The sequence below is a fragment of the Leucobacter chromiireducens subsp. solipictus genome, assembly GCF_016758195.1.
Lineage (GTDB): Bacteria > Actinomycetota > Actinomycetes > Actinomycetales > Microbacteriaceae > Leucobacter > Leucobacter solipictus.
Genome location: NZ_QYAC01000001.1, coordinates 393,875 through 417,069, shown reverse-complemented (window position 1 = coordinate 417,069; position 23,195 = coordinate 393,875). Strand labels below are relative to the sequence as shown.

The 23,195-nt window shown below is 70.3% G+C and carries 25 protein-coding genes; 15 read left to right on the top strand and 10 right to left on the bottom strand.

Annotated features, from left to right (window positions below):
- Window positions 1-54 precede the first annotated feature (54 nt).
- Entirely contained in the window at window positions 55-1,572 is a 1,518-nt protein-coding gene (locus tag D3230_RS01935) for an amino acid permease (protein WP_202343307.1), read from the top strand.
- Here the strand turns inward: D3230_RS01935 and D3230_RS01930 are convergent.
- Together D3230_RS01930 and D3230_RS01925 are read right to left on the bottom strand one after the other, a co-directional pair.
- Window positions 1,569-2,597 carry a LacI family DNA-binding transcriptional regulator gene (locus D3230_RS01930; protein ID WP_202343306.1) on the bottom strand — a complete coding sequence of 343 codons (1,029 nt, stop codon included), beginning with the start codon at window positions 2,595-2,597 and terminating at the stop codon, window positions 1,569-1,571. The genes D3230_RS01935 and D3230_RS01930 overlap by 4 nt on opposite strands.
- Entirely contained in the window at window positions 2,594-3,667 is a 1,074-nt protein-coding gene (locus D3230_RS01925; RefSeq protein WP_202343305.1) for a polyprenyl synthetase family protein, read from the bottom strand. The genes D3230_RS01930 and D3230_RS01925 overlap by 4 nt, the downstream gene beginning before the upstream one ends.
- A gap of 156 nt (window positions 3,668-3,823) precedes the next feature.
- On the opposite strand from D3230_RS01925, the gene D3230_RS01920 reads away from it, so the two are divergent.
- Window positions 3,824-4,519, top strand: coding sequence for a metal-dependent transcriptional regulator (locus tag D3230_RS01920; RefSeq protein ID WP_337249047.1), 696 nt, complete (start codon window positions 3,824-3,826; stop codon window positions 4,517-4,519).
- A gap of 181 nt (window positions 4,520-4,700) precedes the next feature.
- Here D3230_RS01920 and D3230_RS01915 read toward each other — a convergent pair whose 3' ends face one another.
- Window positions 4,701-5,075, bottom strand: coding sequence for a DMT family transporter (locus D3230_RS01915; protein WP_202343304.1), 375 nt, complete (start codon window positions 5,073-5,075; stop codon window positions 4,701-4,703).
- 2 nt (window positions 5,076-5,077) lie between these two features.
- Window positions 5,078-5,398 carry a DMT family transporter gene (locus tag D3230_RS01910; protein WP_202343303.1) on the bottom strand — a complete coding sequence of 107 codons (321 nt, stop codon included), beginning with the start codon at window positions 5,396-5,398 and terminating at the stop codon, window positions 5,078-5,080.
- 223 nt (window positions 5,399-5,621) lie between these two features.
- On the opposite strand from D3230_RS01910, the gene D3230_RS01905 reads away from it, so the two are divergent.
- From D3230_RS01905 to D3230_RS01880, 6 genes are all read left to right on the top strand, one after another.
- Window positions 5,622-6,281, top strand: coding sequence for an asparagine synthase (locus tag D3230_RS01905; protein WP_202343302.1), 660 nt, complete (start codon window positions 5,622-5,624; stop codon window positions 6,279-6,281).
- A 510-nt stretch (window positions 6,282-6,791) separates the two neighbouring features.
- Window positions 6,792-7,100, top strand: coding sequence for a PadR family transcriptional regulator (locus D3230_RS01900; protein WP_202343301.1), 309 nt, complete (start codon window positions 6,792-6,794; stop codon window positions 7,098-7,100).
- 98 nt (window positions 7,101-7,198) lie between these two features.
- Window positions 7,199-7,570: a DUF1048 domain-containing protein gene (locus D3230_RS01895; RefSeq protein WP_202343300.1), complete on the top strand. Its 372-nt coding sequence runs from the start codon at window positions 7,199-7,201 to the stop codon at window positions 7,568-7,570.
- Entirely contained in the window at window positions 7,563-8,351 is a 789-nt protein-coding gene (locus D3230_RS01890; RefSeq protein WP_202343299.1) for an ABC transporter ATP-binding protein, read from the top strand. The genes D3230_RS01895 and D3230_RS01890 overlap by 8 nt, the downstream gene beginning before the upstream one ends.
- Window positions 8,348-9,112: an ABC transporter permease gene (locus D3230_RS01885; RefSeq protein WP_202343298.1), complete on the top strand. Its 765-nt coding sequence runs from the start codon at window positions 8,348-8,350 to the stop codon at window positions 9,110-9,112. The genes D3230_RS01890 and D3230_RS01885 overlap by 4 nt, the downstream gene beginning before the upstream one ends.
- Window positions 9,113-9,207: 95 nt before the next feature.
- Window positions 9,208-9,960: an SDR family NAD(P)-dependent oxidoreductase gene (locus D3230_RS01880; protein ID WP_202343297.1), complete on the top strand. Its 753-nt coding sequence runs from the start codon at window positions 9,208-9,210 to the stop codon at window positions 9,958-9,960.
- 31 nt (window positions 9,961-9,991) lie between these two features.
- Here D3230_RS01880 and D3230_RS01875 read toward each other — a convergent pair whose 3' ends face one another.
- A complete protein-coding gene (locus D3230_RS01875) occupies window positions 9,992-10,351 on the bottom strand; it encodes a GNAT family N-acetyltransferase (RefSeq protein ID WP_202343296.1) in 360 nt (119 codons plus the stop codon).
- A 51-nt stretch (window positions 10,352-10,402) separates the two neighbouring features.
- On the opposite strand from D3230_RS01875, the gene D3230_RS01870 reads away from it, so the two are divergent.
- Window positions 10,403-11,005: a hypothetical protein gene (locus tag D3230_RS01870; protein WP_202343295.1), complete on the top strand. Its 603-nt coding sequence runs from the start codon at window positions 10,403-10,405 to the stop codon at window positions 11,003-11,005.
- Between the two features lie 54 nt (window positions 11,006-11,059).
- A complete protein-coding gene (locus D3230_RS01865) occupies window positions 11,060-12,568 on the top strand; it encodes an MDR family MFS transporter (protein ID WP_202343294.1) in 1,509 nt (502 codons plus the stop codon).
- Here the strand turns inward: D3230_RS01865 and D3230_RS01860 are convergent.
- Window positions 12,552-13,466 carry a LysR family transcriptional regulator gene (locus tag D3230_RS01860; protein ID WP_202343293.1) on the bottom strand — a complete coding sequence of 305 codons (915 nt, stop codon included), beginning with the start codon at window positions 13,464-13,466 and terminating at the stop codon, window positions 12,552-12,554. The genes D3230_RS01865 and D3230_RS01860 overlap by 17 nt on opposite strands.
- 124 nt (window positions 13,467-13,590) lie before the next feature.
- Between D3230_RS01860 and D3230_RS01855 the strand changes: the two genes are divergently transcribed.
- Window positions 13,591-15,222 (top strand): aminotransferase class I/II-fold pyridoxal phosphate-dependent enzyme, encoded by a 1,632-nt coding sequence (locus tag D3230_RS01855; protein ID WP_202343292.1) that lies wholly within the window; start codon window positions 13,591-13,593, stop codon window positions 15,220-15,222.
- 143 nt (window positions 15,223-15,365) lie between these two features.
- Here the strand turns inward: D3230_RS01855 and D3230_RS01850 are convergent, their stop codons facing one another.
- Both D3230_RS01850 and D3230_RS01845 read right to left on the bottom strand, forming a co-directional pair.
- Window positions 15,366-15,746, bottom strand: a complete 381-nt coding sequence (locus D3230_RS01850) for a hypothetical protein (RefSeq protein ID WP_202343291.1) — start codon at window positions 15,744-15,746, stop codon at window positions 15,366-15,368.
- Between the two features lie 151 nt (window positions 15,747-15,897).
- Complete coding sequence (locus D3230_RS01845) at window positions 15,898-16,125, bottom strand: hypothetical protein (RefSeq protein ID WP_202343290.1); 228 nt, start codon at window positions 16,123-16,125, stop codon at window positions 15,898-15,900.
- 113 nt (window positions 16,126-16,238) lie between these two features.
- On the opposite strand from D3230_RS01845, the gene D3230_RS01840 reads away from it, so the two are divergent.
- Genes D3230_RS01840 through D3230_RS01830 form a run of 3 tightly spaced genes read left to right on the top strand, consistent with a single transcriptional unit; the run spans window position 16,239 to window position 19,942 of the window.
- Window positions 16,239-17,900: a DUF885 domain-containing protein gene (locus tag D3230_RS01840; protein ID WP_202343289.1), complete on the top strand. Its 1,662-nt coding sequence runs from the start codon at window positions 16,239-16,241 to the stop codon at window positions 17,898-17,900.
- Complete coding sequence (locus D3230_RS01835) at window positions 17,897-18,292, top strand: YchJ family metal-binding protein (RefSeq protein WP_202343288.1); 396 nt, start codon at window positions 17,897-17,899, stop codon at window positions 18,290-18,292. Before D3230_RS01840 ends, D3230_RS01835 begins: the two co-directional genes overlap by 4 nt.
- A 45-nt stretch (window positions 18,293-18,337) precedes the next feature.
- Complete coding sequence (locus D3230_RS01830) at window positions 18,338-19,942, top strand: phytoene desaturase family protein (RefSeq protein WP_202343287.1); 1,605 nt, start codon at window positions 18,338-18,340, stop codon at window positions 19,940-19,942.
- Window positions 19,943-19,969: 27 nt separating this feature from the next.
- On the opposite strand, the gene D3230_RS01825 is transcribed toward D3230_RS01830, so the two are convergent.
- Entirely contained in the window at window positions 19,970-21,367 is a 1,398-nt protein-coding gene (locus D3230_RS01825) for an aminopeptidase P family protein (protein ID WP_202343286.1), read from the bottom strand.
- 57 nt (window positions 21,368-21,424) lie between these two features.
- Here D3230_RS01825 and D3230_RS01820 point away from each other — a divergent pair, with 57 nt between their 5' ends.
- Window positions 21,425-22,276: a PHP domain-containing protein gene (locus tag D3230_RS01820; protein WP_202343285.1), complete on the top strand. Its 852-nt coding sequence runs from the start codon at window positions 21,425-21,427 to the stop codon at window positions 22,274-22,276.
- 16 nt (window positions 22,277-22,292) lie between these two features.
- On the opposite strand, the gene D3230_RS01815 is transcribed toward D3230_RS01820, so the two are convergent.
- Window positions 22,293-23,147: an alpha/beta fold hydrolase gene (locus D3230_RS01815; protein WP_202343284.1), complete on the bottom strand. Its 855-nt coding sequence runs from the start codon at window positions 23,145-23,147 to the stop codon at window positions 22,293-22,295.
- Window positions 23,148-23,195: the final 48 nt, after the last annotated feature.

Genomic DNA, 23,195 nt, shown 5'->3' with positions numbered 1-23,195 from the left:
CGGGCGCGCCAATGGGTGTCGCGCCCGTCGCCGATGTGAAGCAAGGGAGTTTCTATGAGTACGGCGCCGACGGTGATGAAACGTGAATTCACCATGTTCTCTGCCCTGTCCGTGGCATTTGCCTTCGTCTCGCCGATCGTGGCGGTCTACAGCGTCCTCGGAGTGGGGCTTGCGACCTCGGGCCCGGCGTTCATCTGGGGCGGGCTGATTCTGTACGCGGGCCAGTTCATCGTGGTCCTCACCCTCGGTATGCTCGCGTCCAAGTGGGCGGACTCGGGCGGGATCTACCAGTGGTCGCGTCGACTGCTCGGACACCGCTACGGCTGGTTCGCCTCGTGGACGTACATTTGGACGCTCCTCATCACGCTTCCGGCCGTGGCGTACGCCGGTGCCGTGCTGATCCCGCCCATCTTCGACATGCCGTCCGCAGGTCCGGAGATCGTCACCTGGTTCGCGGTCGGGATGCTGGTGTTCAGCACGCTCGTGAACCTCGCGGGCCGCGTCTTCATCAAGATCCTGATGGTCACCGTCATTGTGGCGGAAGCCGTGGGATCCATCGGCGTCGCGGTCTGGCTGCTGTTCTTCCAGCGGCACCAGGGGCTCGAGTATCTGTCGCCCGAATCGCTCGGGGACTACCGCGGAGCGTTCTTCGCCGCGCCCCTCGTGATGGCCATCGCCTTCTCGAGCTACTTTGCCATCGGATTTGAGAGCGCGAGCTCTATCGCCGAGGAGGTGAAGCGCCCCAAGAAGGCCGTGCCGAAAGCCATGGTGGTGTCGTTTTTCGCCATCATGGGAATCGTGCTCCTCAGCACCCTCGCCTTTACCCTCGCCGTCCCGAACGACGCGTTCCTGCAGGATCCGGACAACGCTGCCGATCCGGCCGTGGCGATCATCGCCGCGACGTTCCCGGAACCGGTGTTCCGTGGCATTCTCGCCCTCTTCGTCATTGCGTTCGCCGCGAGCCTGATGACCATTCAGATCACGGTGTCCCGCATCATCTGGGCGACGGCGCGAAACGGGGAGCTCCCGTTCGCGCGGTTCCTGACGAAGCTTTCGGGGGAGACCGGGTTGCCCCGACGCGCGGTGCTCATCGCGGCGGTCATCGCCGCGCTGTTGTTCATCCCGTTCCAGAGCGAGGGGATCCAGATGGCCCTCATCTCCTTCTCGTCGGTCGGGTTCTTCCTCTCGTTCCTGTTCCCTGTGCTGGGGCTCGCCGTGGCTCGGATCCGCGGCCGCTGGAGCGACGACCCGAGCCTGTTCCTCGGGCGCGCCGGGAAAACGGTGAGTCTGCTCGCGCTCGTCTGGCTCGTGTTCCAGATCGTGAATGTCGCGTGGCCCCGCGAGAGCGGTGCCGGGTGGGCGAGCGACTGGTCCACGGTGATCGGCGTCGCCGCGGTCGGCGTGCTGGGCGTGATCGTCGAACGCTGGGTGCATCGCAAGCGCCTCCATGCCGCCACCACGGGATCCACGATCGTGGTCTTCGAGCGCGACGAATCCGAGGACGATGCGGAGGATGACGCGGAGCGTCCCGGTGCGCGCGCTCGGGCATCGTCCGCGGCGGCTCGCGGCTAGTCCGCGCGCCCCGGCTGCAGCGTCGAACCGCGCACCGTGAGCGCCGTCGGGACCAGTTCTCGGCGGCGCTCCGCCGTGCCGTCGAGCCCCGCCAGGAGGAGATCGACGGCGAGTTCGCCCAGGCGGATCGGCTGCAGGTCGAGCGCGGTGACGGGCGTGTTCAGCCCGTAGTCGAGCGAACGGCTATCGGTGAGGCTCACGAGCTGCAGATCCTCCGGAATGCGCAGCCCGAGCGCCTGCGCGCTGCGCTCGGTCGCGTGCGCCAGCGTGTCGAGCGTCGTGACCACCGCGTCGAAGCGGCGATCCGGGGCGGCGAGTGCCGTGCGAATGGTCGCCTCGGCCTCGTCGACGCGCGGGCCGGGGGAGCGCAGGATCACCGGATCGACCCCGGCAGATGAGCACCAGTCGAGGTAGGCGGAGAGCTCATCGCGCACGTAGGAGGAACTGGTCTCGCTCAGGAAGAGCGCCGGGCGTGCGGCGCGCACCTCGCTCAGGTGGCTCAGCGCCGTCAGCGTTCCCGCAGCGAAATCGTTGTCGACCCAGGAGAGGTCGTCCCAGTTGCGGCCGATCGTCACGCACGCGAGACCGGCCGCGGTGGCGGCGCGGACGAGCGGATCGTTCTCGCTGGGGTCGACGACGATCAGGCCATCCGCCGCCGACAGAAACGCGGGGGACGGGCTGCTCGACGGCAGCATGGACAGCAGAAAGCCCCGCTGGAATGCGTGCGCAGACGCCCCGCTCAGGACGCGGAAGTAGTAGTCAATATCCCACTCGGGCTGGACTCCCGACGCCGTCGTGTTCGCGGACATCGGCGAGACCGAGAGCACCAGGGAGCCGGTGCGGCCCGCATTCAGGTTCTTGGCGAGCCGGTTCGCGGTGTACCCGAGCCGAGCCGCCGTGTCGATCACGTGTTGCCGGGTTGTCGCAGCGACGCGCCCCTTGCCATTGAGCGCCTCCGACGCCGTGGCGATCGAGACCCCCGCCTCGTGAGCGACGTCCTTGATGGTGGTGCGACGCTGCTTCATGATTCCTCGGATTCGGTGGTCGTCGATGGGGCCGGAGCGCTGAGCGGAACTGCGACCACCGCGTGAATCGCTGCCTCGAGGAGCTCCGGATCCGGTGCTGCGGGGAGCGAGGATCGTGCCTCCGCGACCAACTCGGCAATGCGGGTGCGGGTGCGGGCATCGATCGATGCCGAACTTGCCGTCGCGGCGAGCGCGTCCAGGTCGGTGGGGTGGGCGAGCCCGACCTCCGTCGCGAGCTGCTGCGAGGCCAGCCACAGCGGGAACGAGGGCACGCCATTGCGCAGATCGGCACCGTGGTCCTTGCCCAGCTCGGCAAGGTCGCCGTGGATGTCGAGCAGGTCATCGGCGAACTGGAAGGCCAGGCCGAGCCGGATCCCGGCGTCGCGCGCGCTGAGCTGTTCGGGGTCCGGAAGCCCGGCAACATGCGCAGCAAGCTCGAAGGCGGCACCGAACAGGGCACCCGTCTTCAGGGAGCCGTATCGTTCGAGTACCGGGAGGGCATCCGCGTCCCAGCGGAGCGCGGACTCCAGCAGCTGACCCTCGCAGAGGTCCGCAAATGCGCGGGTGAGCGCGGCAGTGACGGTCACGCCGTACGGCGCGCTGTGTGCGAGTGCGAGCGCAAAGACCTGGTCGCCCACCAGGATCGCGGTGGCGGGGCTGGTGAGCCGGTGCAGGGCTGGCGCGCCGCGGCGCGTGGAGGATGCGTCGATGATGTCGTCGTGCACCAGCGAGGCGGTGTGGAGCAGTTCGAGCGCGGCAGCGATCCCGACGAGCGCGTCCTGAGCGCCCGGGCGGTGCAGGGCGCCGTACGCGCTCGCTGCCGTGAGAAACGCCCGCGCCCGGACATACTTGCCGCCGGTCAACGGCGGGAGCCCCGCGGGGTTGTCTTGCGCCCAGGGGCTGCGCGCCACGCGGTCCGAAACGATTCCCGCCATGGTGCGCACCGTCGCCGCGAGGAGCGCGTCCACCTCGGCCGCGGTGTTCGCGGTGTCCGCGGTGTGTGGCCGCCCCGCGTCCCGGATCCCGGGGGCCGGTTCGGGGCGGAGCTGCGGCTGGTGCGGGGCTGCCATTCGGGTGCTCTCCTCGTCCTCGGGGTGGATTCCTCCAGCGTAGGGGTGCCGGAAGCGGTGTGCCAAATCGATTCAGCATTCTGAGCAGGGGCAACTCGCCCGGAATCACGGGGATCTGCCCGGGCCCGGCCACAGCGGGCAGGCTATCCTGAGTGCGTGAGCGTCGACAATCTTTCCCCGAGTATGCAGAACTACCTCAAGGTCATCTGGGGGCTGCAGGAGTGGTCCGACGCGCCTGTCTCGAACTCCGCGATCGCTGAGTCCGCGGGGGTGCGGCTCTCGACGGTCTCCGACGCGCTGCGGAAACTCTCCGACCTGGAACTGATCGGCCACGCCCGGTACGGCAGCGTAACGCTGACCGACACGGGCCGCGAGAACGCGGTCTCGATGATCCGGCGGCACCGGCTCCTCGAGACGTTCCTGGTGCAGGCGCTCGGCTACGAGTGGGACGAGGTGCACGCGGAGGCCGACCGGCTGGAACACGCGGTCTCGGATGAACTGATCAACCGGGTCGATCGGGCGCTCGGGTATCCCACCCGCGATCCGCACGGCGACCCGATCCCGAGCGCCGATGGCCGCGTGCACCGGCCGGACGCCGTGATCCTCGCCGCGGTCGAGGCCCCGGCGCGCGTGCGGGTGGAGCGAATCTCCGACTCGGACACCGCCATGCTGCAGTACTTCGCGAGCCGAGGCCTCGTGGTCGACGCGGAGCTTGAGGTCCTGCCCGGCGAACCGTACTCCGAGGCCGTGCTTGTGCGGGTCGCCGGCTCGGCCGACCCCGTGAGTTTGGGGCCCGCCGCCGCGGCCTCGATGTGGGTGTCCGTCCACGGCCTCGACGCACCCCTCGCCTAGGCGTCTGGTGCCGGCCTGGCAGTGTACCCGAGGTGCAGCCGCCCAGCCGTGACCCCCGCCCAGCCGTGACCACCAAAACCACGGAGATCCTGCGTCCAGGTCCGGTTTCCCGGAGAACATCTCCTAGGACTTCGTGAATCTCCTGCCGTTTGAGCGACGCGCGCCCGGCGGCAGCCGCGCACTAGGCGCTCGCCGCGGGATCCTTCGCGAACTTCAGCCCGATCACGCACGCGACGATCCCGCCCAGGAAGCAGAGCTTGAGCACCGACGGAGCCTCCATCCCGAGCAGGATCGACGCGCCAACGGTGAGCGCGGCACCGAGGCCCGTCCAGATCGCGTAGGCCACGCTCACCGGGAGTCCCCGCATCGCATAGCCGAGCCCGACCATGCTGAGCGGGTTGGTGATCGCGAACACGACGGAGGGGCCGAGCTGGGTGAATCCCTGGGACTCCTTGAGGGCGAGCGCCCACACGGCTTCGAGGACCGCGCTCGCGAGCAACACCACCCAGTGTCGGGTGCCCGCCACCTTGGGGCTGCGCTGACTCGGTGCTGCCATGATCAGCTCACCACCTTCAGGCCGACGACGCAGGCGATGAGCCCGGCCAGCAGCACCACCCGGAGCACGGTCGCCCGATCCTTCCGGGTCAGCATCGCCCAGGCGGCGGTGAGGACCGCCCCGATCCCGACCCAGACCGCGTACGCCGTGCCAACGGCGATCTCGGTCATGCCGTACGCGAGCCCGAGCATGCTCGCAAGGTAGCTCACGACGAAGACGACGGTGGGCCAGAGCCTCCGGAATCCGCGGGAGGCGTCGAGCGCTGTCGCCCAGACCGCTTCGAGCAGTCCGCTCAGGATCAGCACGATCCAGGCAAGCGTCATGGTGGTGCTTTCTGGCAGTCGTCACTGTGCGGGTACTGCTCCCTCGTCCGCACCCCGTGTGCGGGGTCGTCTGGGAGTTTCTCACACCGTTCCAGCCAGCGCACATCGGGATGCCATGCGAGGAGAACGGTGGCGACAGACTCGCCCGGAGTGGGGACTGCGTAACGGGCGTGAAATCCGGGATAATGGGGGAGTGCCCTCCCGGGCGCGCGAGAGGAGCACGGTGTTCGGCTGGTCAAAGAAGCGCAAGCGTGGCGGATCGCGCCCGCTGCGACGACTGCCGAAGCGTGTGCTGGCGCCGGTGGAGGAGATCGTGGAGCAGGGGCTCCTGGTCGCCGACGTCGCGATCCGGATGACGGTGAAAAACGCGATCATCATGAATGCCCTGCAGAAGCACGTCGACTACGACGAGGCGCAGATCGTGGAGATGGTCCGCGAAGCGACGGAGGATCTCGCGCGCGAGCGCGAGCGCGACGCCAAGCACATCGCCCGGATGCGCGGCGAGATCCGGGACACGGGCCGCAGCTCTTGGAGCGAATCGGACTACGGCAACGACGACAATCGCACGCTGCGGCACCGTCAGGAGGTCTACGAGCGCGTCGCCGAAGAGCTGCACGCTAAGGCCGCTGACGAGGCCGGGTTGCAGGCGACCGCCCTCCGGGCGCGCGATCTCGCGTGGCACGAGATTGGCGATTCGCTGAAGGAGCGCGCTACGCACCCCTACTACAGCGGTGGGGACTCCGAGGAGTACCAGGAAGCGCGCGACAGCCGGATCCAGCAGCTCATCGAGAAGGATCTCACGGAACTCATGAAGGGTCACGCGACGCCCGCGGAGAGCAAGCCGGAGAAGGTGCGCTTCTTTAAGCGCAAAGAGCGGGAATAGCGGCCGCCCCACCGGGTGAGCTTGTCCGGATTGCGCAGCGCCCACACGGCGGTGATGCGCTCGGATCGAACCTCGCCCCAGCGCTGTGGCAGTGTCTCCCCGCCCGCGGGTGCGTGAGCGTGATCGCCGCGTGTTCGCCCGGCGCGGGCCGTAACCAACTCCGAGGGGTCTCCTGAAGTGGTGTTCTCCGCCTCCGAGCGTGACCCGAGGGCGCGATAGCTGAGCGCCGCGATGGGACTGCGACGGCGCTCCAGAACCTGGAGTTGATCTGGGACACGTGGGTTCTCCCGGCCGCACGGCGTCCGATCCTCGCCCGCAGCGGTGCTGGTGATCGGCGACGGCTTGCGCGTGGCACGGGTGTCGTGGGCAATTCGCGGACGACGAATCTGTACGGTAGCTAGTGTTGCCAAGTACCGGTACCTAGTGTTACTGTCTAGTGGTAGGTAGTAACGCTAGGGAGTCGCTCGAATGGCGGTCCCGACTCGGGAAAGGGGAGCTGTGGCATCGGTAATGACCGAAATGCTCAAGGGGACGCTCGAGGGCATCGTGCTCGCGATCCTGCAGGATCAGCCGGCCTACGGTGCCGAGATCACGTCCCGACTGCGCGACGAGGGGTTCGAGAACATCGCGGAGGGGACGGTCTACGCGCTGCTCATCAGGATCGAGCAGAAGGGCCTGGTTGACGTCGAGAAGGTGCCCTCCGAAAAAGGCCCGCCGCGCAAGGTGTATTCCCTGAACCCCGCCGGCCGGACGCAGCTCGCCGAGTTCTGGGACACCTGGACGACCCTCTCTGCGCGCATCACGCAGCTGCGCGGCTGATCCCGCCCGCGCACCCGCCGCGCACCCGCCCACGGGCACCGCAACACTCACTCACTCGCTTGCGCCAAGCGCAAGACCTCTGGCTTAGGAGACACCTCATGATCCCCAAATGGATGGACACGCTCGTCGGTTCGCTCGAGCAGAAGAAGCAGTACCGGGCCGACACCGCCAGGCTCGAGGCCCTGCCGGAGCCCTATCGCGCCGCGGCGAAAGCGTTCCAGCGCTACTTCACGTACTGGGCGGGTTTCACCGACGGCGACACCCTCGTGCAACTGCTCAGCGACCACGTCGATCTCTGGGAGCGGGCCGCCGTCGACGATACCCCGGTCCGCGATGTGGTCGGTGACGACCCCGTGGAGTTCGCCGAAACGTTCGCGCGGTCCTACGCCGGAAAGGAATGGATCGACAAGGAACGGGCGCGACTGATCGCGGCCGTCGACGTCGCGAGCGGGGAGCAACGTCATGGCTAGCCGCAGCGATCCCGGTGAATTCGCCATCCGCGTGCGCGGGCTCGAGAAGTCATTCGGGGACCTCACGGTGTTGCGTGGCGTCGATCTCGCGGTCCCGCGCGGACGGATCACCGCCCTGCTCGGGTCCAACGGCGCAGGAAAAACAACGCTGGTGCGGATCCTCGCGACTTTGCTCCCCGCCGACGGCGGCACCGCGACGGTGTGCGGCTACGATGTGGCCACGGCCGCCTCACAGGTGCGCGAATCGATCAGCCTGACCGGCCAGTTCGCCGCGGTTGACGAGGTCCTCACCGGGCGCGAAAACCTGATCCTCGTCGCGCAACTGCGGCGTCTCCCGGACCCGGGCGGCCTCGCGGACGCGCTGCTTGAACGCTTCGCGCTGAGCGACGCCGGATCACGCCGGGCGGGCAGCTACTCCGGCGGGATGCGCCGCCGGCTCGACATCGCGATGAGTCTCGTCGGGAACCCGCCCGTGGTGTTCCTTGATGAGCCCACCACGGGGCTCGACCCGCAGTCCCGCATCGAGGTCTGGCGCACGATCGCGGCGCTCGCCGAGGGCGGCACCACCGTGCTCCTCACGACGCAGACGCTTGACGAGGCCGAGCACCTGGCCGATCGCATCGCGATCCTGCACGGCGGCACCATCATTCAAGAGGGCACCCTCGCGGAGCTGCAGCGGTTGCTGCCGGCCGCGAAGGTCGAATATGTCGAGAAGCGGCCCTCGCTCGAAGACGTCTTCCTCTCGCTCGTCGAAGACCCGGCACGAAAGGCCGCCTCATGACCACGCATGCGCTCACCGATACGCGGGTGCTCACCTGGCGTTCCTTGCGCCACGTGTTGCGCAGCCCGGACACGATCATCTCGACCGCGATCATGCCCATCGCGATCATGCTGCTCTTTGTCTTCGTGCTGGGCGGCGCGATCAGCACCGGTTCCGGCACCTCGTACGTGACCTACCTCCTTCCCGGGGTGCTCCTGATTACGATCGCCTCGGGCGTCGCATACACCTCATACCGTCTGTTCCAGGACCTGCAGGGCGGGATCACCGAGCGCTTCCGCTCCATGCCGATCGCCCGTTCGAGCGTGCTCTGGGCGCACGTGCTGACCTCGCTCGCCGCGAACCTCGTGTCCGTAGCGCTCGTGATCGGGGTGGCGCTGCTCTTGGGCTTTCGCACCGCGGCGTCCCCGCTGGCCTGGCTGGCGGTGGCCGGGATACTCACGCTCTTCACGCTCGCCCTCACCTGGGTTGCGGTGATTGCCGGCCTGAGCGCGAAGACCGTCGACGGCGCCAGCGCCTTCAGCTATCCGCTGATCTTCCTCCCGTTCCTGAGTTCGGCGTTCGTTCCCACGGACTCGATGCCCGGCCCGCTGGCGTGGTTCGCCGAGCACCAGCCGGTCACCGCCGTGGTGAACACCATCCGCGCGCTGTTTACGGGGCAGCCCGTGGGCGTAGAGCTGTGGGCTGCCCTCGCCTGGCTCAGCGGGATTCTGATCGCCGGCTTCCTGGTTGCGACCATGATGTACCGCCGTCGGGTGGGATAGGCGGGAGATCCTTGCCGTCTTCCCCGGCGGAGCATAGCGTGGGGAACACGGACGGGGGCCCTCGCCCGGAGCTCGCACGGAAAGGGAGTCACGCTATGGCACAGTATGAGGTTGCGGATCGATCCGCGGTGGTGACCGGCGCCGGATCGGGGATCGGCCGCGCGGTTGCGCTGCTGCTCGCCGAAAATGGGGCGAAGGTGGTGGTGCAGGATCTGGACGCCGCGCACGCCGAGGCCGTCGTGCAGGAGATCACCGCTGCGGGCGGCACGGCCGTCGCGGTGACCGGCGACGCCGGCTCTGCCGAGGTGATCGACGAGACGATCCGGGCGGCCGTCGCGCTCGCCCCGCTGAAGATCGCGGTGAACAACGCGGGCATCGGGGGAGCGGTCGGGGCGACCGCGAGGTACTCGGACGAGGACTGGCAGCGCGTGATCGACATCAATCTCTCCGCGGTGTTCCGCGGCACGCGCGCCCACCAGGCGCACATGATGGAGCACGGCGGCGGCTCGATCGTGAACATGGCGTCAATTCTGGGCAGCGTGGGCAGCGCGGGATCGCCCGCGTATGTGGCGAGCAAGCACGCCGTCGTGGGTCTCACCAAGACCGCCGCGCTCGAGTCGGCGACGCACGGGGTCCGCGTCAACTCGGTCGGCCCCGGCTACGTCGACACCCCGCTGCTGAAGAACGCGGACGAGGCGACCCGCAACGCACTGATCGCGAAGCACCCGATGGGGCGCCTCGGTCGGGCCGAGGAGATCGCCCACATGGTGGCGTTCCTCGCGAGTGACGCCGCCTCGTTCGTCACGGGCAGCTATCACCTCGTCGACGGCGGTTACACGGCACCGTAAGCCGGCCCGCGGGCTGCTGCCGCGCGAGGCACTACGCGTCGGGCGTCAGCAGCTCCGGGTGTCGAGCGAGGTACCCCTCGATGAACCAGCACGACGCGAGCACGCGACGCCCGCGCACCACCTCGGAGGTGACCGCGCGGTGCGCGAGCAGGCCGGAGAGCCCGGTGCCGCGGAAATCCGGGTGCACCAGCGTGTGGTCGAAGTTCACGCTGGCCTCGGGCTCGCCGGCCTCGCCCTGGAGTGAGTAGTGGGCCTCGCCAATAAGCCGGTCGCCGGCTTCGGGGACTGCCGCATCGCCGCCCGCGAGCAGCGCAAAGCGGTGCTGATCAGGCTGGTGGACGATCCGGATTCCGTCCGCCGCAGCCTGCGTTTCCGTGAGATATCGTGCCATGTGGCTCAGCCTAACCCGGGAACGCCAGGTCTGCTCGGCTATTGTCGAGGGGTGCAGAAGTTGTGTCGGGTGTCCGCCGCCCTCGGGATCGTCGCCGGGCTCCTCCTGCTCGCGGGCTGCACGCCCGAGCCCGAGCCGGAGCCGGAGGTGCTCACCGCGAGCGAGGCTGGCGGGGCCTACCTCGACGCCGTGTGCCCGGTGAACGCGGCCTGGGATATCGCGGACGCTGAACTCGAGCAGCTGCGCCTGGCGCTGGCGCGGGGCACCGCGTCGGAGACGAAGCTCGCGGACGCGAAACGGGTGAGCGACGCGCTCGAGCGGGTCGCCGCAGCGAGTTCGGCGGCGGCGAAACGGCTCGCCCCGACGGCAACGACCTGGCCGGAGGACGCGCAGGCCGCGGTCGACGACGTCCGGGAGACGCTCGTGACCGACCGCGAACAAGTCAAGCGCGTCGTGAAGCTCCCCCCGCACAAGCTCACCCGATACGAATGGGACGGGGCGGAGGAGACGGCCACGGCCGCTGCGCGGGCGCGCGAGGCACTGGGGCTGCCCGAGGACGCCGATGCCGCGTGTACGCAGTGGGCGGACCAGCAGTCGACCGAGTCGCCTGCGACGCCGTCGCCGTCGGACAAACAATCGGAGAACGACGAGTAGCCGTTCGGGAGAATGTCGTGATCCCGAGCGGTTTTGGGATAAGATCGATCTCTTATGTCTTCTTCCCGCAACACCCCAGTCGATCCGCCCACCCGCAGCACCGAGCGTGAGTTTGGTCCCCGTGAGCAGCTCGCGATCTGGGTGCTCCTGATCTCCTCGTTTGTGGTGATCCTCAACGAGACGATCATGGGCGTTGCGCTGCCCAAACTCATGCACGATCTCGGCATCACGGCGGTGGCCGGCCAGTGGCTCACCACCGCGTTCCTGCTCACGATGAGCGTGGTGATCCCGATCACGGGCATGCTGATCCAGCGCGTGAAAACGCGGCACCTGTTCATCACCGCGATGAGCCTCTTCACCGCGGGCACCCTGATCGCGGCCACCGCCCCGGGCTTCGCCGTGCTCCTCGTGGGACGCGTGGTGCAGGCGAGCGGCACGGCAATCATGATGCCGCTGCTGATGACCACCGTCATCACGCTCGTGCCCGAGCAGCAGCGCGGCCGCCTCATGGGCCGGATCGCGATCGTGATCTCGGTCGCTCCCGCCCTCGGCCCGACGATCTCCGGGCTGATCCTGCAGGTGCTGAGCTGGCGGTGGCTGTTCCTGATCGTCTTGCCGATCGCCGCGCTCGCGCTGCTGATCGGGGCGCTTCGCCTGCCCAACGTGGGGGAGCAGCGCGTGGCCCGCGTGGACCTCGTCTCCGTGCTCCTGTCGGTGCTCGGCTTCGGCGGGCTCGTCTACGGGCTCAGCCTCGTGGGCGAAAGCGCCAGCGGGACACCCCCGATCGCGCCGTGGATCCCCATCGTGGTCGGCGTCGCCGCGATGCTCCTGTTCGTGTGGCGCCAGCTGCGCTTGCAGCGCGAGGATCGGGCGCTGCTCGACCTGCGCACCTTCCAGTCGCGGCCCTTCGCGCTGTCGGTGATCCTGTTCACCTTCAGCTCGATGGCGCTGTTCGGCTCGCTGATCCTGCTGCCGATCTACACGCAGAACGTGCTCGGCTTCGACACCCTGCAGACCGGACTCCTGTTGCTCCCCGGCGGCCTGGTGATGGGGCTGCTCGGACCGTTTGTCGGGCGCCTCGTCGACGCGCGGGGGTCTCGATTTGTGCTGATCCCCGGCACGATCGTCGCCGCGCTGGCGCTCTGGGGCATGGCACTGTTCACCGATACGACGCAGCTCTGGCAGGTGCTCGGCACGCACCTGCTCCTCAGCATCGGGCTCGCGGGGGTGTTCACCCCGCTGTTCACGGTGTCGCTGGGATCCCTGCGGCCGCAGCTCGCCTCGCACGGCAGCGCCATGATCTCGACGGTGCAGCAGGTCGCGGGGGCCGCGGGCACCGCGCTGTTCATCACCGTGATGACCCTCGTGTCGACCCAGGCCGCCGGGGGCCCGACGGCGGTGGACCCGCACGCGCTCGCGGCGGGCACGCGCATGGCGTTCCTCATCGGCGGCATCGCCGCGACCATTGGCGTACTCGTGGCGTTCTTCGTGCGCGACGCCCCGCCCGAGGCCGATCCCGAGACCGAACTCGGGACCGAGGCCCCGGCTACCCCAGCGCGCTGATCGAGCGCCGCACGGCCTCAGCGAGTTGGCGCACCGCCGCCGACGGGCCGCTGGGGCCGGCGGGCGCGGCGAGCAGGAGCTCCCGCGCAAACCGGGGGTCGTCGATCGGACGCAGCACGACGCCCTCCGGGGGGTGATTGCCGACGAGGCTCGGCACGAGCGCAACGGCCATCCCGGCGGCGATGAGGCCGAGCACCACCGAATAGTCGTCCGTGCGGATCGCCACGTCGATCTTGTGGCCCTCGGCGAGGAACACCTCCCGGACCAGGTCGTCGAGGGTGTCCCCGGGGGTCGAACCCATCACCCAGCTGTCGTCCGCCAGGGAAAGGAACGTCTCCCGGTCGAAACTGCGGTGGTGCGCCGCCGGGTGCGTGGCGGGCAGGGCGAGCAGCATCGGGTCCGTGAACAGGTGCGTCGTGTGCACCTCCGCGCGGAAGGGGAGCTGGTAGCCGCCGGCCGCGTACACGAGCGCCGCATCGAGGGTGTGCTGGTTCACGCGTGTGACGAGCGGTGCGAGCTCCTCCAACGTCGCGTCGAGTTCGATCCCGAGCTCCGCGACGCGGCTCGTGATGCCGGGAAGCAGCCGGGCCGCGGCCGTGGGGAACGTGCCAAAGCGGAGCCGGATCCGGCCGAGCTGGGCGAGGTCACGCACGTCCGTCAGCGCCCGGTCGGAGAGGCTCAGGATCTCCTCACCACGCTCGAGCATGAGGGTGCCCGCGGTGGTGAGCTTGCTGCCGCGCGTGCTGCGCACGGTGAGATCGGCACCCACGAGCCGATCGAGGTTGCGGAGGTGGTAATCGACGGTGGGTTGGCTCCAGCCGAGGCGGGTCGCGGCGCGCGCCACGGATCCCTCGGCGGCCACCGCGCTGAGTGCCTGGAGTTGGCGAAGGTCGATCATCGAGTATCCCGCTCCTGTCTGGACCCCGCTGCGTGAATAGGCCCCCTCAGTTCAATATAGTCTCTGGTGCCCGGGAGGTGAAGCGGGGGTTCCGGCGGCCCGGGATCCCCGCCACTCTGGAGACATGCTGCATCAGGATTCTCACTACGCTCCCCACGACGACCGCACCGCACACGGTGACGCCATCAGCGCCGCGGGAGACGCCGTGGTGAGTCCCGTGACCGGTCCCGCGGGGGATCCGGGCGTCGCGCCCCGCGCCGCGCATCAGTTCGGTCCCGAACACGCGAGCGCTCCCTACGCCGAGGCGCTCCAGCGCTTTGCCGCGTCCGAGCCGCGTTCCTTCATGGTGCCGGGTCACGGCAACGATCCCGAGCACGGCGGCGCCCACCTGGCCGAGCTCTTCGGCGATCGCGTCCCCGAGCTCGACGTGCCGCTGATGCTGCCCGGCATCGACCTGGGCGAGGATTCGCCGCTCGTGGCGGCGCAGCGCCTCGCGGCGGACGCGTGGGGGGCCAAGCGCACCTGGTTCCTCACGAACGGGGCCTCGCAGGCGAACCGCACCGCCGCGATCGCGGTGCGCGGCCTGGGCGAGCGGATCATGATCCAGCGCAGCATGCACTCGAGCCTCACCGACGGCGTGCTCCTGGCCGGCCTGATCCCGTCGTTCGTTTCCCCGAACGTTGACGAGCACCACGGCATCGCGCACGGGCTCACCCCCGCGGCGCTGGACGCCGCCCTCACGCGTGAGGCCGAGGCCGGCCGTCCAGTCGACAGCGTGCTGGTCGTCTCGCCGAGCTACTTCGGTTCCACCGCGGACGTCGCCGGGCTCTCCCGCGTGGCCCACGACCACGGTGCCGCGATCATCGTGGACGGTGCCTGGGGCGCCCACTTTGGCTTCCACCCGGGTCTGCCGGAGTCGCCGGTGCGACTCGGGGCGGACCTCGTGATCTCGAGCACACACAAGCTCGCGGGGTCCCTCACCCAGTCCGCGATGCTGCACCTCGGCGACACCGCGATGGCGGAGCGGCTCGAACCGCTCGTGGCGCGCGCGTTCTCGATGACGGCGTCCACCTCCATGAGCGGGATCCTGATGGGCTCCCTCGACACCGCGCGCCGCGCCCTCGTACAGGGCAGCGCGCAGATCGGCGAGGCCGTGGCCGCCGCCGCCGAGATTCGCGCTCGGCTGCGGCAGGACCCCCGTTTCCGCGTGATCAGCGACGACTTCGCGGCGTTCCCCGACATTGTCGAAACCGACGCGCTGCGCATCCCGATCGACGTGTCGGCGCTCGGGCAAAGCGGCCACTGGGTGCGCGCCCGGCTGATCGACGGCCACGGCACCTACACGGAGATGTCGACCGCGACGAGCGTGGTGCTGGTGATCGGCGCGCTGCGCACCGTGGACGTCGACCGCTTCATGCGGGATCTCGCGTCCGTCGCCGACGAGGCCGCGGCGCTCCCCGCGACCGACGCCGTCGCGTTCCCTGCCCTTCCGGAGGCGGGCGAGCTGCGCATGCGCCCCCGCGAGGCATTCTTTGGGGAGAGCGAGACGGTGTCCGCGGCGGACGCCGTGGGCCGGGTGTCGGCGGACACGCTCGCCGCCTACCCGCCCGGGATCCCGAACCTGCTGCCCGGCGAGGAAATTACGGCCGAGACGGTCGCGTTCCTCCGCGCCGTCGCCGCCTCGCCCACCGGCTACGTGCGCGGCGCGGCCGACGCCGCGGTCGGGACCTTCCGCGTGGTGCGCGCCGGCGCGTAGGCCCAGGCGTAGGCCCAGATCCGACCTCTTGACGCAGAACCGACCTGCTGCGCGCATGATTTCTGCGCCTAGCAGGTCGGTTCTGTCTGAACGGGTCGGATCTGTCGGCGACGACCCGAGGGACGGAGCCCGGCGCGCGTGGCCTAGCGGTTGGCCTCTGCGGCGCGCTGCGCGCGGACCCCGCGGCGCTGCGTCCACACCGGGATGAGGGCGAGCGCACACGCGATCAGCACCGCCCACCCCCAGGACCACGGGGACACGGCGGCAAGCAGCGGTGCACCGAGGAGTGTCGCCAGATAGCCCCAGTGGCGGAGCAGGCGCGCCCCGGAGTGCGCGCTGACGAGGAGAGCCCACTCCTGAGCGGGCGCCCGAAGCTCCGGGATTCGCACGGCCCACCCCTCGGCGACCGCGGCGCGCACCTCGTCGCGGTCGGCGGGCGGCAGGTCCTGCAGCACGCGGTGCCAGGGGAGCGCGGTCGGCTCGCCGCCTCGCAAACTGCCCGCCACTGCGCTCACCTCGCTCACTGTGCTCACTGTGCGCACTGCGCTCACCTCGAAAGTTCCGGTGTGCCTGTCACCGTACGCCCGGTCCGCCCCCAAGACAACAGTGGCGGGCGGCGACCCGTGAGGATCGCCGCCCGCCACTCCGTCCCGGCCGCGCCGGGGAAGCGTGAGGTTACTTCTTCTCGAAGAGGTTGCCCACGAGCGTCGAGCCGATGAGCACGACCGCGAGCAGGATCACGCCGACGATCGAGATCGCCACCACGTCCACGGGCTGGCCAACGGAGGAGAACATCGAATCCGAGTTGTCCTGTCCGATGGGCGACGCGAACGCGGGCGCTGCCACGAACACCGAAGCGAGAGCCACGGTTACGGCGGTGGCGATACGGGTACGGATCTTCACGATTGTTCTCCTCGCGGGTCTCAGCGGCACGCGGGTCTGTGGCCCACACGCCAATGTTCTCATCCTAGCGTGCTTTCTCGCCCGGGGGTGCCGCCCCGCCCTAGGCTGGAACCATGACGAATTCGCGGCCGCTGAGCCCCATTGATCGCATCGCCGAGGCCTGGGTGGACACCCTGGTGGAACACGACCCCACGACGGGCACCTACATTGGTCGGCGCGGCGGCGGGCTGCCGGACTACTCGCCGGAGGGTGCCGCGGCGTTCGCCGACGCGCAGCGGAGCGCGCTCGCGGCGCTTGACGCCGAGCAGCCGGTCGACGCGGTGGACGCGGTGACCCGGGCGGATCTGACCGCGGAGCTGCGGCTCGGCCTCGCGCAGTATGAAGCGGGGGAGGAGCTGCGGGATCTCAACGTGATCGAGTCGCCGCTGCAGCAGATCCGAGACAGCTTCGACCTCATGCCCACGGCGACGGACGCGGACTGGGCCGAAATCGGGGAGCGGCTGCGCGCCGTGCCCGCCGCGCTCGCCGGGTACCGCGCGTCGCTGACGCTCGGTGCGGAGCGCGGCCTCGCCCCCGCGCTTCGCCAGGTGACCGAGGTTGCCGCCCAGTCGCGGCGCACCGCGGGCACGGCCGCGGCCCCCGGGTTCTTCGGGCAGCTGGTGGCGGGGCGCGGCGCGGAATTCGAGGCCGCTGCGGCGGACGCCGCGCGCGCCTACGCCGAGTGCGCAGACGTCCTGGAGACCGAACTCGCCCCGCGTGCGGCCACCACCGACGCGTTTGGGCGGGAACGCTACGCGCTCGCCTCCGAAGCGTTTCTGGGCGCGCGCGTGGACCTCGACGAAACGTACGCGTGGGGCATTGAAGAACTTGCCCGCATGGTCGATGAGCAGGAGCGGATCGCCGCGGAGATCGTGGGCGGCGCGCGACACCCGGGCATCGTGGCCGAGGCGATCGCGCTGCTCGAACGCGACGAGCGCCGCAAGCTGCACGGCACCGACGCGCTGCAGCGGTGGATGCAGGAGACGAGCGACCGCGCCGTGGCGGAGCTCGGGGCCACGCAGTTCGACATTCCGCAGGAGATCCGAGCGCTCGAGTGCATGATCGCGCCCACTCAGGAGGGCGGGATCTACTACACGGGGCCGAGCGATGATTTCTCGCGGCCGGGCCGCATGTGGTGGTCGGTGCCCGAGGGCGTCACGGAGTTCGACACCTGGCGCGAGCTCACGACGGTCTACCACGAGGGTGTCCCGGGACATCACCTCCAGATCGGCCAGGCCGTGGTGAACCGCGGCACGCTGAACGAGTGGCGGCGACAGCTCGCGGGCACCTCGGGGCACGCGGAGGGGTGGGCACTCTACGCGGAGCGGCTCATGGAGCAGCTCGGCTACCTCGATGATCCGGCGGATCGGCTCGGCATGCTCGACGGGCAGCGCATGCGGGCGGCGCGCGTCGTGCTCGACATCGGCGTGCACCTCGGAAAACCGCACCCCGACGGCGGGGCGTGGAATGGGGACAAGGCGTTCGAGTTCATGGCGCAGCACGTCAACATGAACGAGGGCTTCGTGCGCTTCGAGGTGCTGCGCTACCTGGGATGGGCGGGCCAGGCCCCCTCCTACAAGGTGGGTCAGCGCATCTGGGAGCAGCTGCGTGACGAGGCCGCCGCGGCGGCCGGTTCCGGCTTCGACGTGCGCGATTTTCACCGCGATGCCCTCGCGCTCGGCGGGGTGCGGCTTGACACGCTGCAGCGCTCGCTGCGCGGCGAGCTCGGCGCGTGAGCGCGGACGACACGCTCGCCCCCTGCCCGTGCGGCAGCGGCGCGGCGTACCCCGAGTGCTGCGGTCCGCTGCACGCCGGTCGCCCCGCGCCGTCGGCGGAGCGCCTCATGCGCTCGCGGTTTAGCGCCTTCGCGCTCGGGCTCCCCGAGTACCTGCTCAGCAGCTGGGATCCGAGTACCCGTCCCGAGGAGCTCACGCTCGACGACACGATCGAGTGGCGCCGGCTGTTCATCTCGGACACCACCGCGGGCGGCCCCGGCGACGACCGCGGCTGGGTGAGCTTCACCGCGATCGGGCGCGGCCCGGACGGCCGGTTCGAGCAGGCGGAGCGCAGCGTGTTCCGCCGCGGCCCCGACGGCCACTGGCGCTACGTGGACGGGGAAGAACGCTAGCGCGCCGGATCCGGCGCGGCCTCCCGCACCACTACAGTGGTGCTCATGGTCAATGAAGCCTTGGAGTACACGCACGACGTCGTTATCGTGGGCGGTGGGCACAACGCGCTCGTCGCCGCGGCATATCTCGCCCGGGCGGGGAAGCGGACGGTGGTGCTCGAACGCCTCGACCACTTCGGCGGGGCTGCGGTGTCCGAGGAGCCGTGGCCGGGCGTGGGGGCGCGGCTCTCACGCTACTCCTACCTCGTGAGCCTGCTGCCCGCGCAGATCGTCGCGGACCTCGGCCTGAACCTGGAGCTGGCCCGACGCCGCGTCTCCTCATACACGCCGGATCCGGCGGATCCGAGCCGCGGCATCCTGATCGACAACGGCGACGCTGCGGCGACCGCCGCCTCGTTCGCGCGCGTGACGGGGGACGCCGCCGAGGCGGACCGCTTCGACGCGTTCTATGCGCGGCTCGCCCCCGTCGCCGAGCTGCTGTTCCCCACGGTGACGGATCCGCTGGTGCGACGCTCGGAGCTGCAGCGGCGGCTCGGGGATGACGCGCTGTGGGCGGCGCTGTTCGAACGTCCCCTCGGCGGGCTGATCCGAGACTCGCTGACCACCGACATTGCGCGGGGGATCGCGCTCACCGACGGCTTGATCGGGACCTTCGCCACGGCGGACGATCCGTCGCTGCGCCAGAACAGATGCTTCCTGTACCACGTGATCGGCGGCGGCACCGGGGACTGGGATGTGCCCGTCGGCGGGATGGGGCGGGTCAGCGGTGAGCTGGAACGCGCCGCCCGGGACGCGGGGGCGGAGCTTCGCGGTGCCGCCGAGGTGCGCGCGATCACGGCCGACGGCACCGTGCAGCTCGCCGATCCGGCGGCCGCTCCCGTCCGCGGGCGCCTGGTCCTCAGTGGTGTCGGCCCGGCGGTCCTCGAACGCCTGCTCGCGGCGGGGAATGCCCCGGCCGCCGCCGTGCGGGAGGCCCCGGCACGCCCCGAGGGTGCCCAGGTGAAGGTCAATATGCTGCTCACGCGGCTCCCGAAGCTGCGGGACTCCGAGGTCGATCCGCGCGCCGCGTTCGCCGGCACATTCCACATCAACGAAACCCTCACACAGTTGGATGCGGCCCACGCCGCGGCGACGGCGGGGGAGCTCCCCGAGCCGCTCCCGGCCGAGATTTACTGCCACTCCCTGACGGACCCGTCGATCCTGAGCCCGGAGCTGCAGGCCGCCGGGGCCCAGACGCTCACCCTGTTTGGGCTCCACGTTCCGGACCGGCTCGTGACCGAGGAGAATAACGCCGAGCTGCGCGCGGAGCTGCTCGCGGCGGCACAGCGCTCGCTCGATTCGGTGCTCGCCGAACCGATTGCCGACTGCATCTTCATCGCCCCGGACGGCTCACCGTGCATCGAGGCGCGCACCACCGCCGATCTTGAGGAATCCCTCGGCATGATCGGCGGCGATATCTTCCACGGTGCCCTGTCGTGGCCCTGGGCCGAGGACGACGAGGCGCTCGACACCCCGGCCGCGCGCTGGGGCGTCGAGACCGCGCTCCCGAACCTGCTCGTGTGCGGTTCGGGAGCGCGGCGCGGCGGTGCCGTGAGCGGGATCGGCGGTCACAACGCGGCGCACGCCGCGCTGGAGCTGCTCGCGGAGTAGCTCAGCCGGCCCGCGCGCGGCTGCCGCCTACGCCTGCGCGTCGCGGATCCACGCCTCCACGTCGTCCGCGGTGCGCGGGATGCCCGCGGAGAGGTTCACGCAGCCGTCCTCGGTGACGACGATGTCGTCCTCGATGCGCACGCCGATGCCGCGGAACTCCGCGGGCACGGTGAGATCGTCGGGCTGGAAATACAGGCCGGGCTCGATCGTGAAGACCATGCCGGGCTCGAGGATGCCCTCCATGTACATCTCGCGCCGCGCCTGCGCGCAGTCGTGCACGTCGAGGCCGAGGTGGTGGCTCGTGCCGTGCACCATGTAGCGGCGGTAGTAGGCCGTGCCGTCGTCCTCGGGCAGGAAGCCCCAGTCGCGCGTGTGGCGCTCGATGACCTGCATCGCGGCGGCGTGGACGTCGCTGAAGCGGATCCCGGGCCGCACGATCGCGCGCGCGGCATCGGCCGCTTCGAGCACGGCGTCGTAGACGCGACGCTGCACCTCGCTGAACGTTCCCGACACGGGAACGGTGCGCGTGATGTCGGCGGTGTAGAGGCTGTCGAGTTCGATGCCCGCGTCGAGCAGCAGCAGGTCGCCGCTGCGCACCGGGCCGTCGTTGCGGATCCAGTGCAGCGTGCAGGCGTGGGGGCCGGACGCCGCAATGGTCTCGTAGCCGACGGTGTTGCCGTCGAGCCGGGCGCGCTGGTTGAACACGCCCTCCACGATGCGTTCGCCGCGGGGGTGCGCGCTGGCCGCGGGGAGCGCCGCGAGCACCTCCGTGAAGCCGGTCGCCGTCGCGTCGACCGCGGCCTGCATCTCGGCGAGCTCGAAGGTGTCCTTCACGAGGCGCAGCTCTGAGGCCGCGCGCGCCAGATCGGCGTCCTCGAGCGTGCGGTCGGTGTCGCCGGGAACGAAGTCCGCGAGGTGCGCGGTCGCGATGCCGAGCGCCGCCGCGACCTGGCCGAGGGAGGGGCGGGGGCCGATCCAGAACTCGCCGATCTCGGGGTTCGCGAAGAACTCGTCGCTGTCGCGGCCCGCGCGCTCGCGGAAGTACAGGGTCGCGGTGTGGCTGGCACCGTCCGCTGCCGGATCCTGCGCCGGATCCAACACGAGGATCGCCCCCGGCTCGCTCTCCGAGCCCCAGCCGGTGAGGTGGGCGAAGGCGCTGTGCGCGCGGTACTGGTAGAACGTTTCGTTCGAGCGCTGCTTCATCGCGCCCGCGGCGATGACGAGGCGCTCGCCCACGAACTGGGCGGCGAGGCGGTCGCGGCGGGCCGCCGCGAACGGGGCGACGGGCAGCGCTTCGGGGAGCGTGGCGGGCTGCTCTGCCCAGCCGCTCGAAATGTAGTCCGAGAAGCTCTGCGTCTGCGGGGTGGTGCTGCGGTTGCTGTTATCGATTTCGACCTCGTGAGTCGTCTGCGCGGTGTCGGTCATGCCCCCATCCTCTCACCCGGAGATGCGTGAACGCGGCACCGACATAGAATGATCCCTATGGCAGATTCCGAGGCGATGCGGGCGTACGATCTGCACACGCACTCCGTGCACTCCGACGGGACGACGACGCCCGAGGAGATCGCGCGCGAGGCCGCCACGTTGGGGCTCGCGGGCTTCGCGCTCACGGACCACGACACGATCTCCGGCTGGCCCGAGGCGCGCGAGGCCGCCGCCGCGCACGGCATCGAGTTCCTCCCGGGGATGGAACTCACGACCCAGCACGCGGGGTACTCGCGCCACCTGCTCGGGTACGGGATGGACCCGGCCGCTGCGGAGCTGTTCGCCGCCCTGGACCACGTGCGCACGGCGCGGATCGAGCGGGCCCGCGAGATGGTGCGGCGCGTGTCCCGGGACTACGCGATCCGGTGGGAGGACGTGGTGGGGGATGGCGACGCCCGCACGGTCGGGCGCCCGCACGTGGCCGACGCGCTCGTCGCGGGCGGATACTTCCCGGACCGCAGCACGGCGTTCGAGGTGGCGCTGCATCCCGGCTCCCCGTACTACCTCGGCACCTACGCGCTCGACACGAGCGATACGATCCGGATGGTGCACCGGGCCGGCGGACGCGCGGTGCTCGCGCACCCGGCCGCGATGCGGCAGCGCAGCGCGGCGACGCCGAAGGATATCGCCGAGCTCGCCGTCGCGGGGCTCTGGGGCGTCGAGCTGAACCACCCCGAGAACCGGGAGGACTGGCTGCCCCCGCTCGTCGCCGCCGTCGCCGAGCTCGGTCTCGAAACGACGGGCGCGAGCGACTACCACGGGGCCGGGAAAACGAACCGGCTCGGGGAGCGCACCACCCCGGGCGACGTCGTGGATCGGCTCCGCGCGGACCTCGCCGTGTCGCGCTAGCGGCCGCTGCCGCGCCTCAGTCGAGGAACGCGGCGATGCGGGCGTTGAAGGCCTCGGGGGCGGTGATGAAGCCCGCGTGCACCGGGATCGTGTCAAACTCGGCGCGGGGCAGCTGCGCCGTGACCCAGCGCCGCGCCTCGGCGGCCCACCGCTCCTGCGCGAGAAACAGCAGGGGCTTGCCGCTGTCGTGGTAGGCGACGGCGGGGGCCGTGAGATCCGTGGCGAGCCCCTCGACGCCCGTGATGATCGCGATGTGTTCCGGGGTGCGGGCCCCGTCGGCGATCAGCCGCGCCACGGCGGGCTCCGCGGCCGCATCGGCGGGGTCCACGCCGAGCGCATCGCTCGCGATGTACGCGAGGAAGCCCGCGCGATCGGTCGAGAGGAAGGTGATGTACGCGGGCAGCCCGTCGTGGCTGAGCGCCGCCTCGCCCCACTCGGCCGGATCACGCGGGTCGAAGGGAACGCGCGGCGGCTCGTCGATGAGGATCAGCTTCGCCACCCGCGCGTGGCCGTGCTGCTCCAGATACGAGAGCACATCGAGCACGCCAAACGACCAGCCGGCCAGCGCGAGGTCCGGGAGGTGCAGCGCCTCGATGACGGCGGCGAGATCGCGGCCGCGCTGCGGGAAGCTGTTGCCGGTGAGCGGCTTGCTCGACTCGCCGTGGCCGCGCGGGTCGAGCGCAATCACCTCATAGTGCTCGGCCAGCTGGGTGAGCTGGTGCACAAACACCTCGCCCGAAAAGTTCCAGCCGGGAACGAGCAGCAGCGGGGCGCCGGATCCGGCCCGCAGCACGCGGAGCTCAACGTCAGGGGCGACCGCGACTCGCTCCGCGATCACGGAGTCGGGCAGCGGCGGGAAGTGAATGCTCATGCCCTCACGGTACGGAGGTTTCGAGCCGTGCGGAAGCGTGTGTCGCCG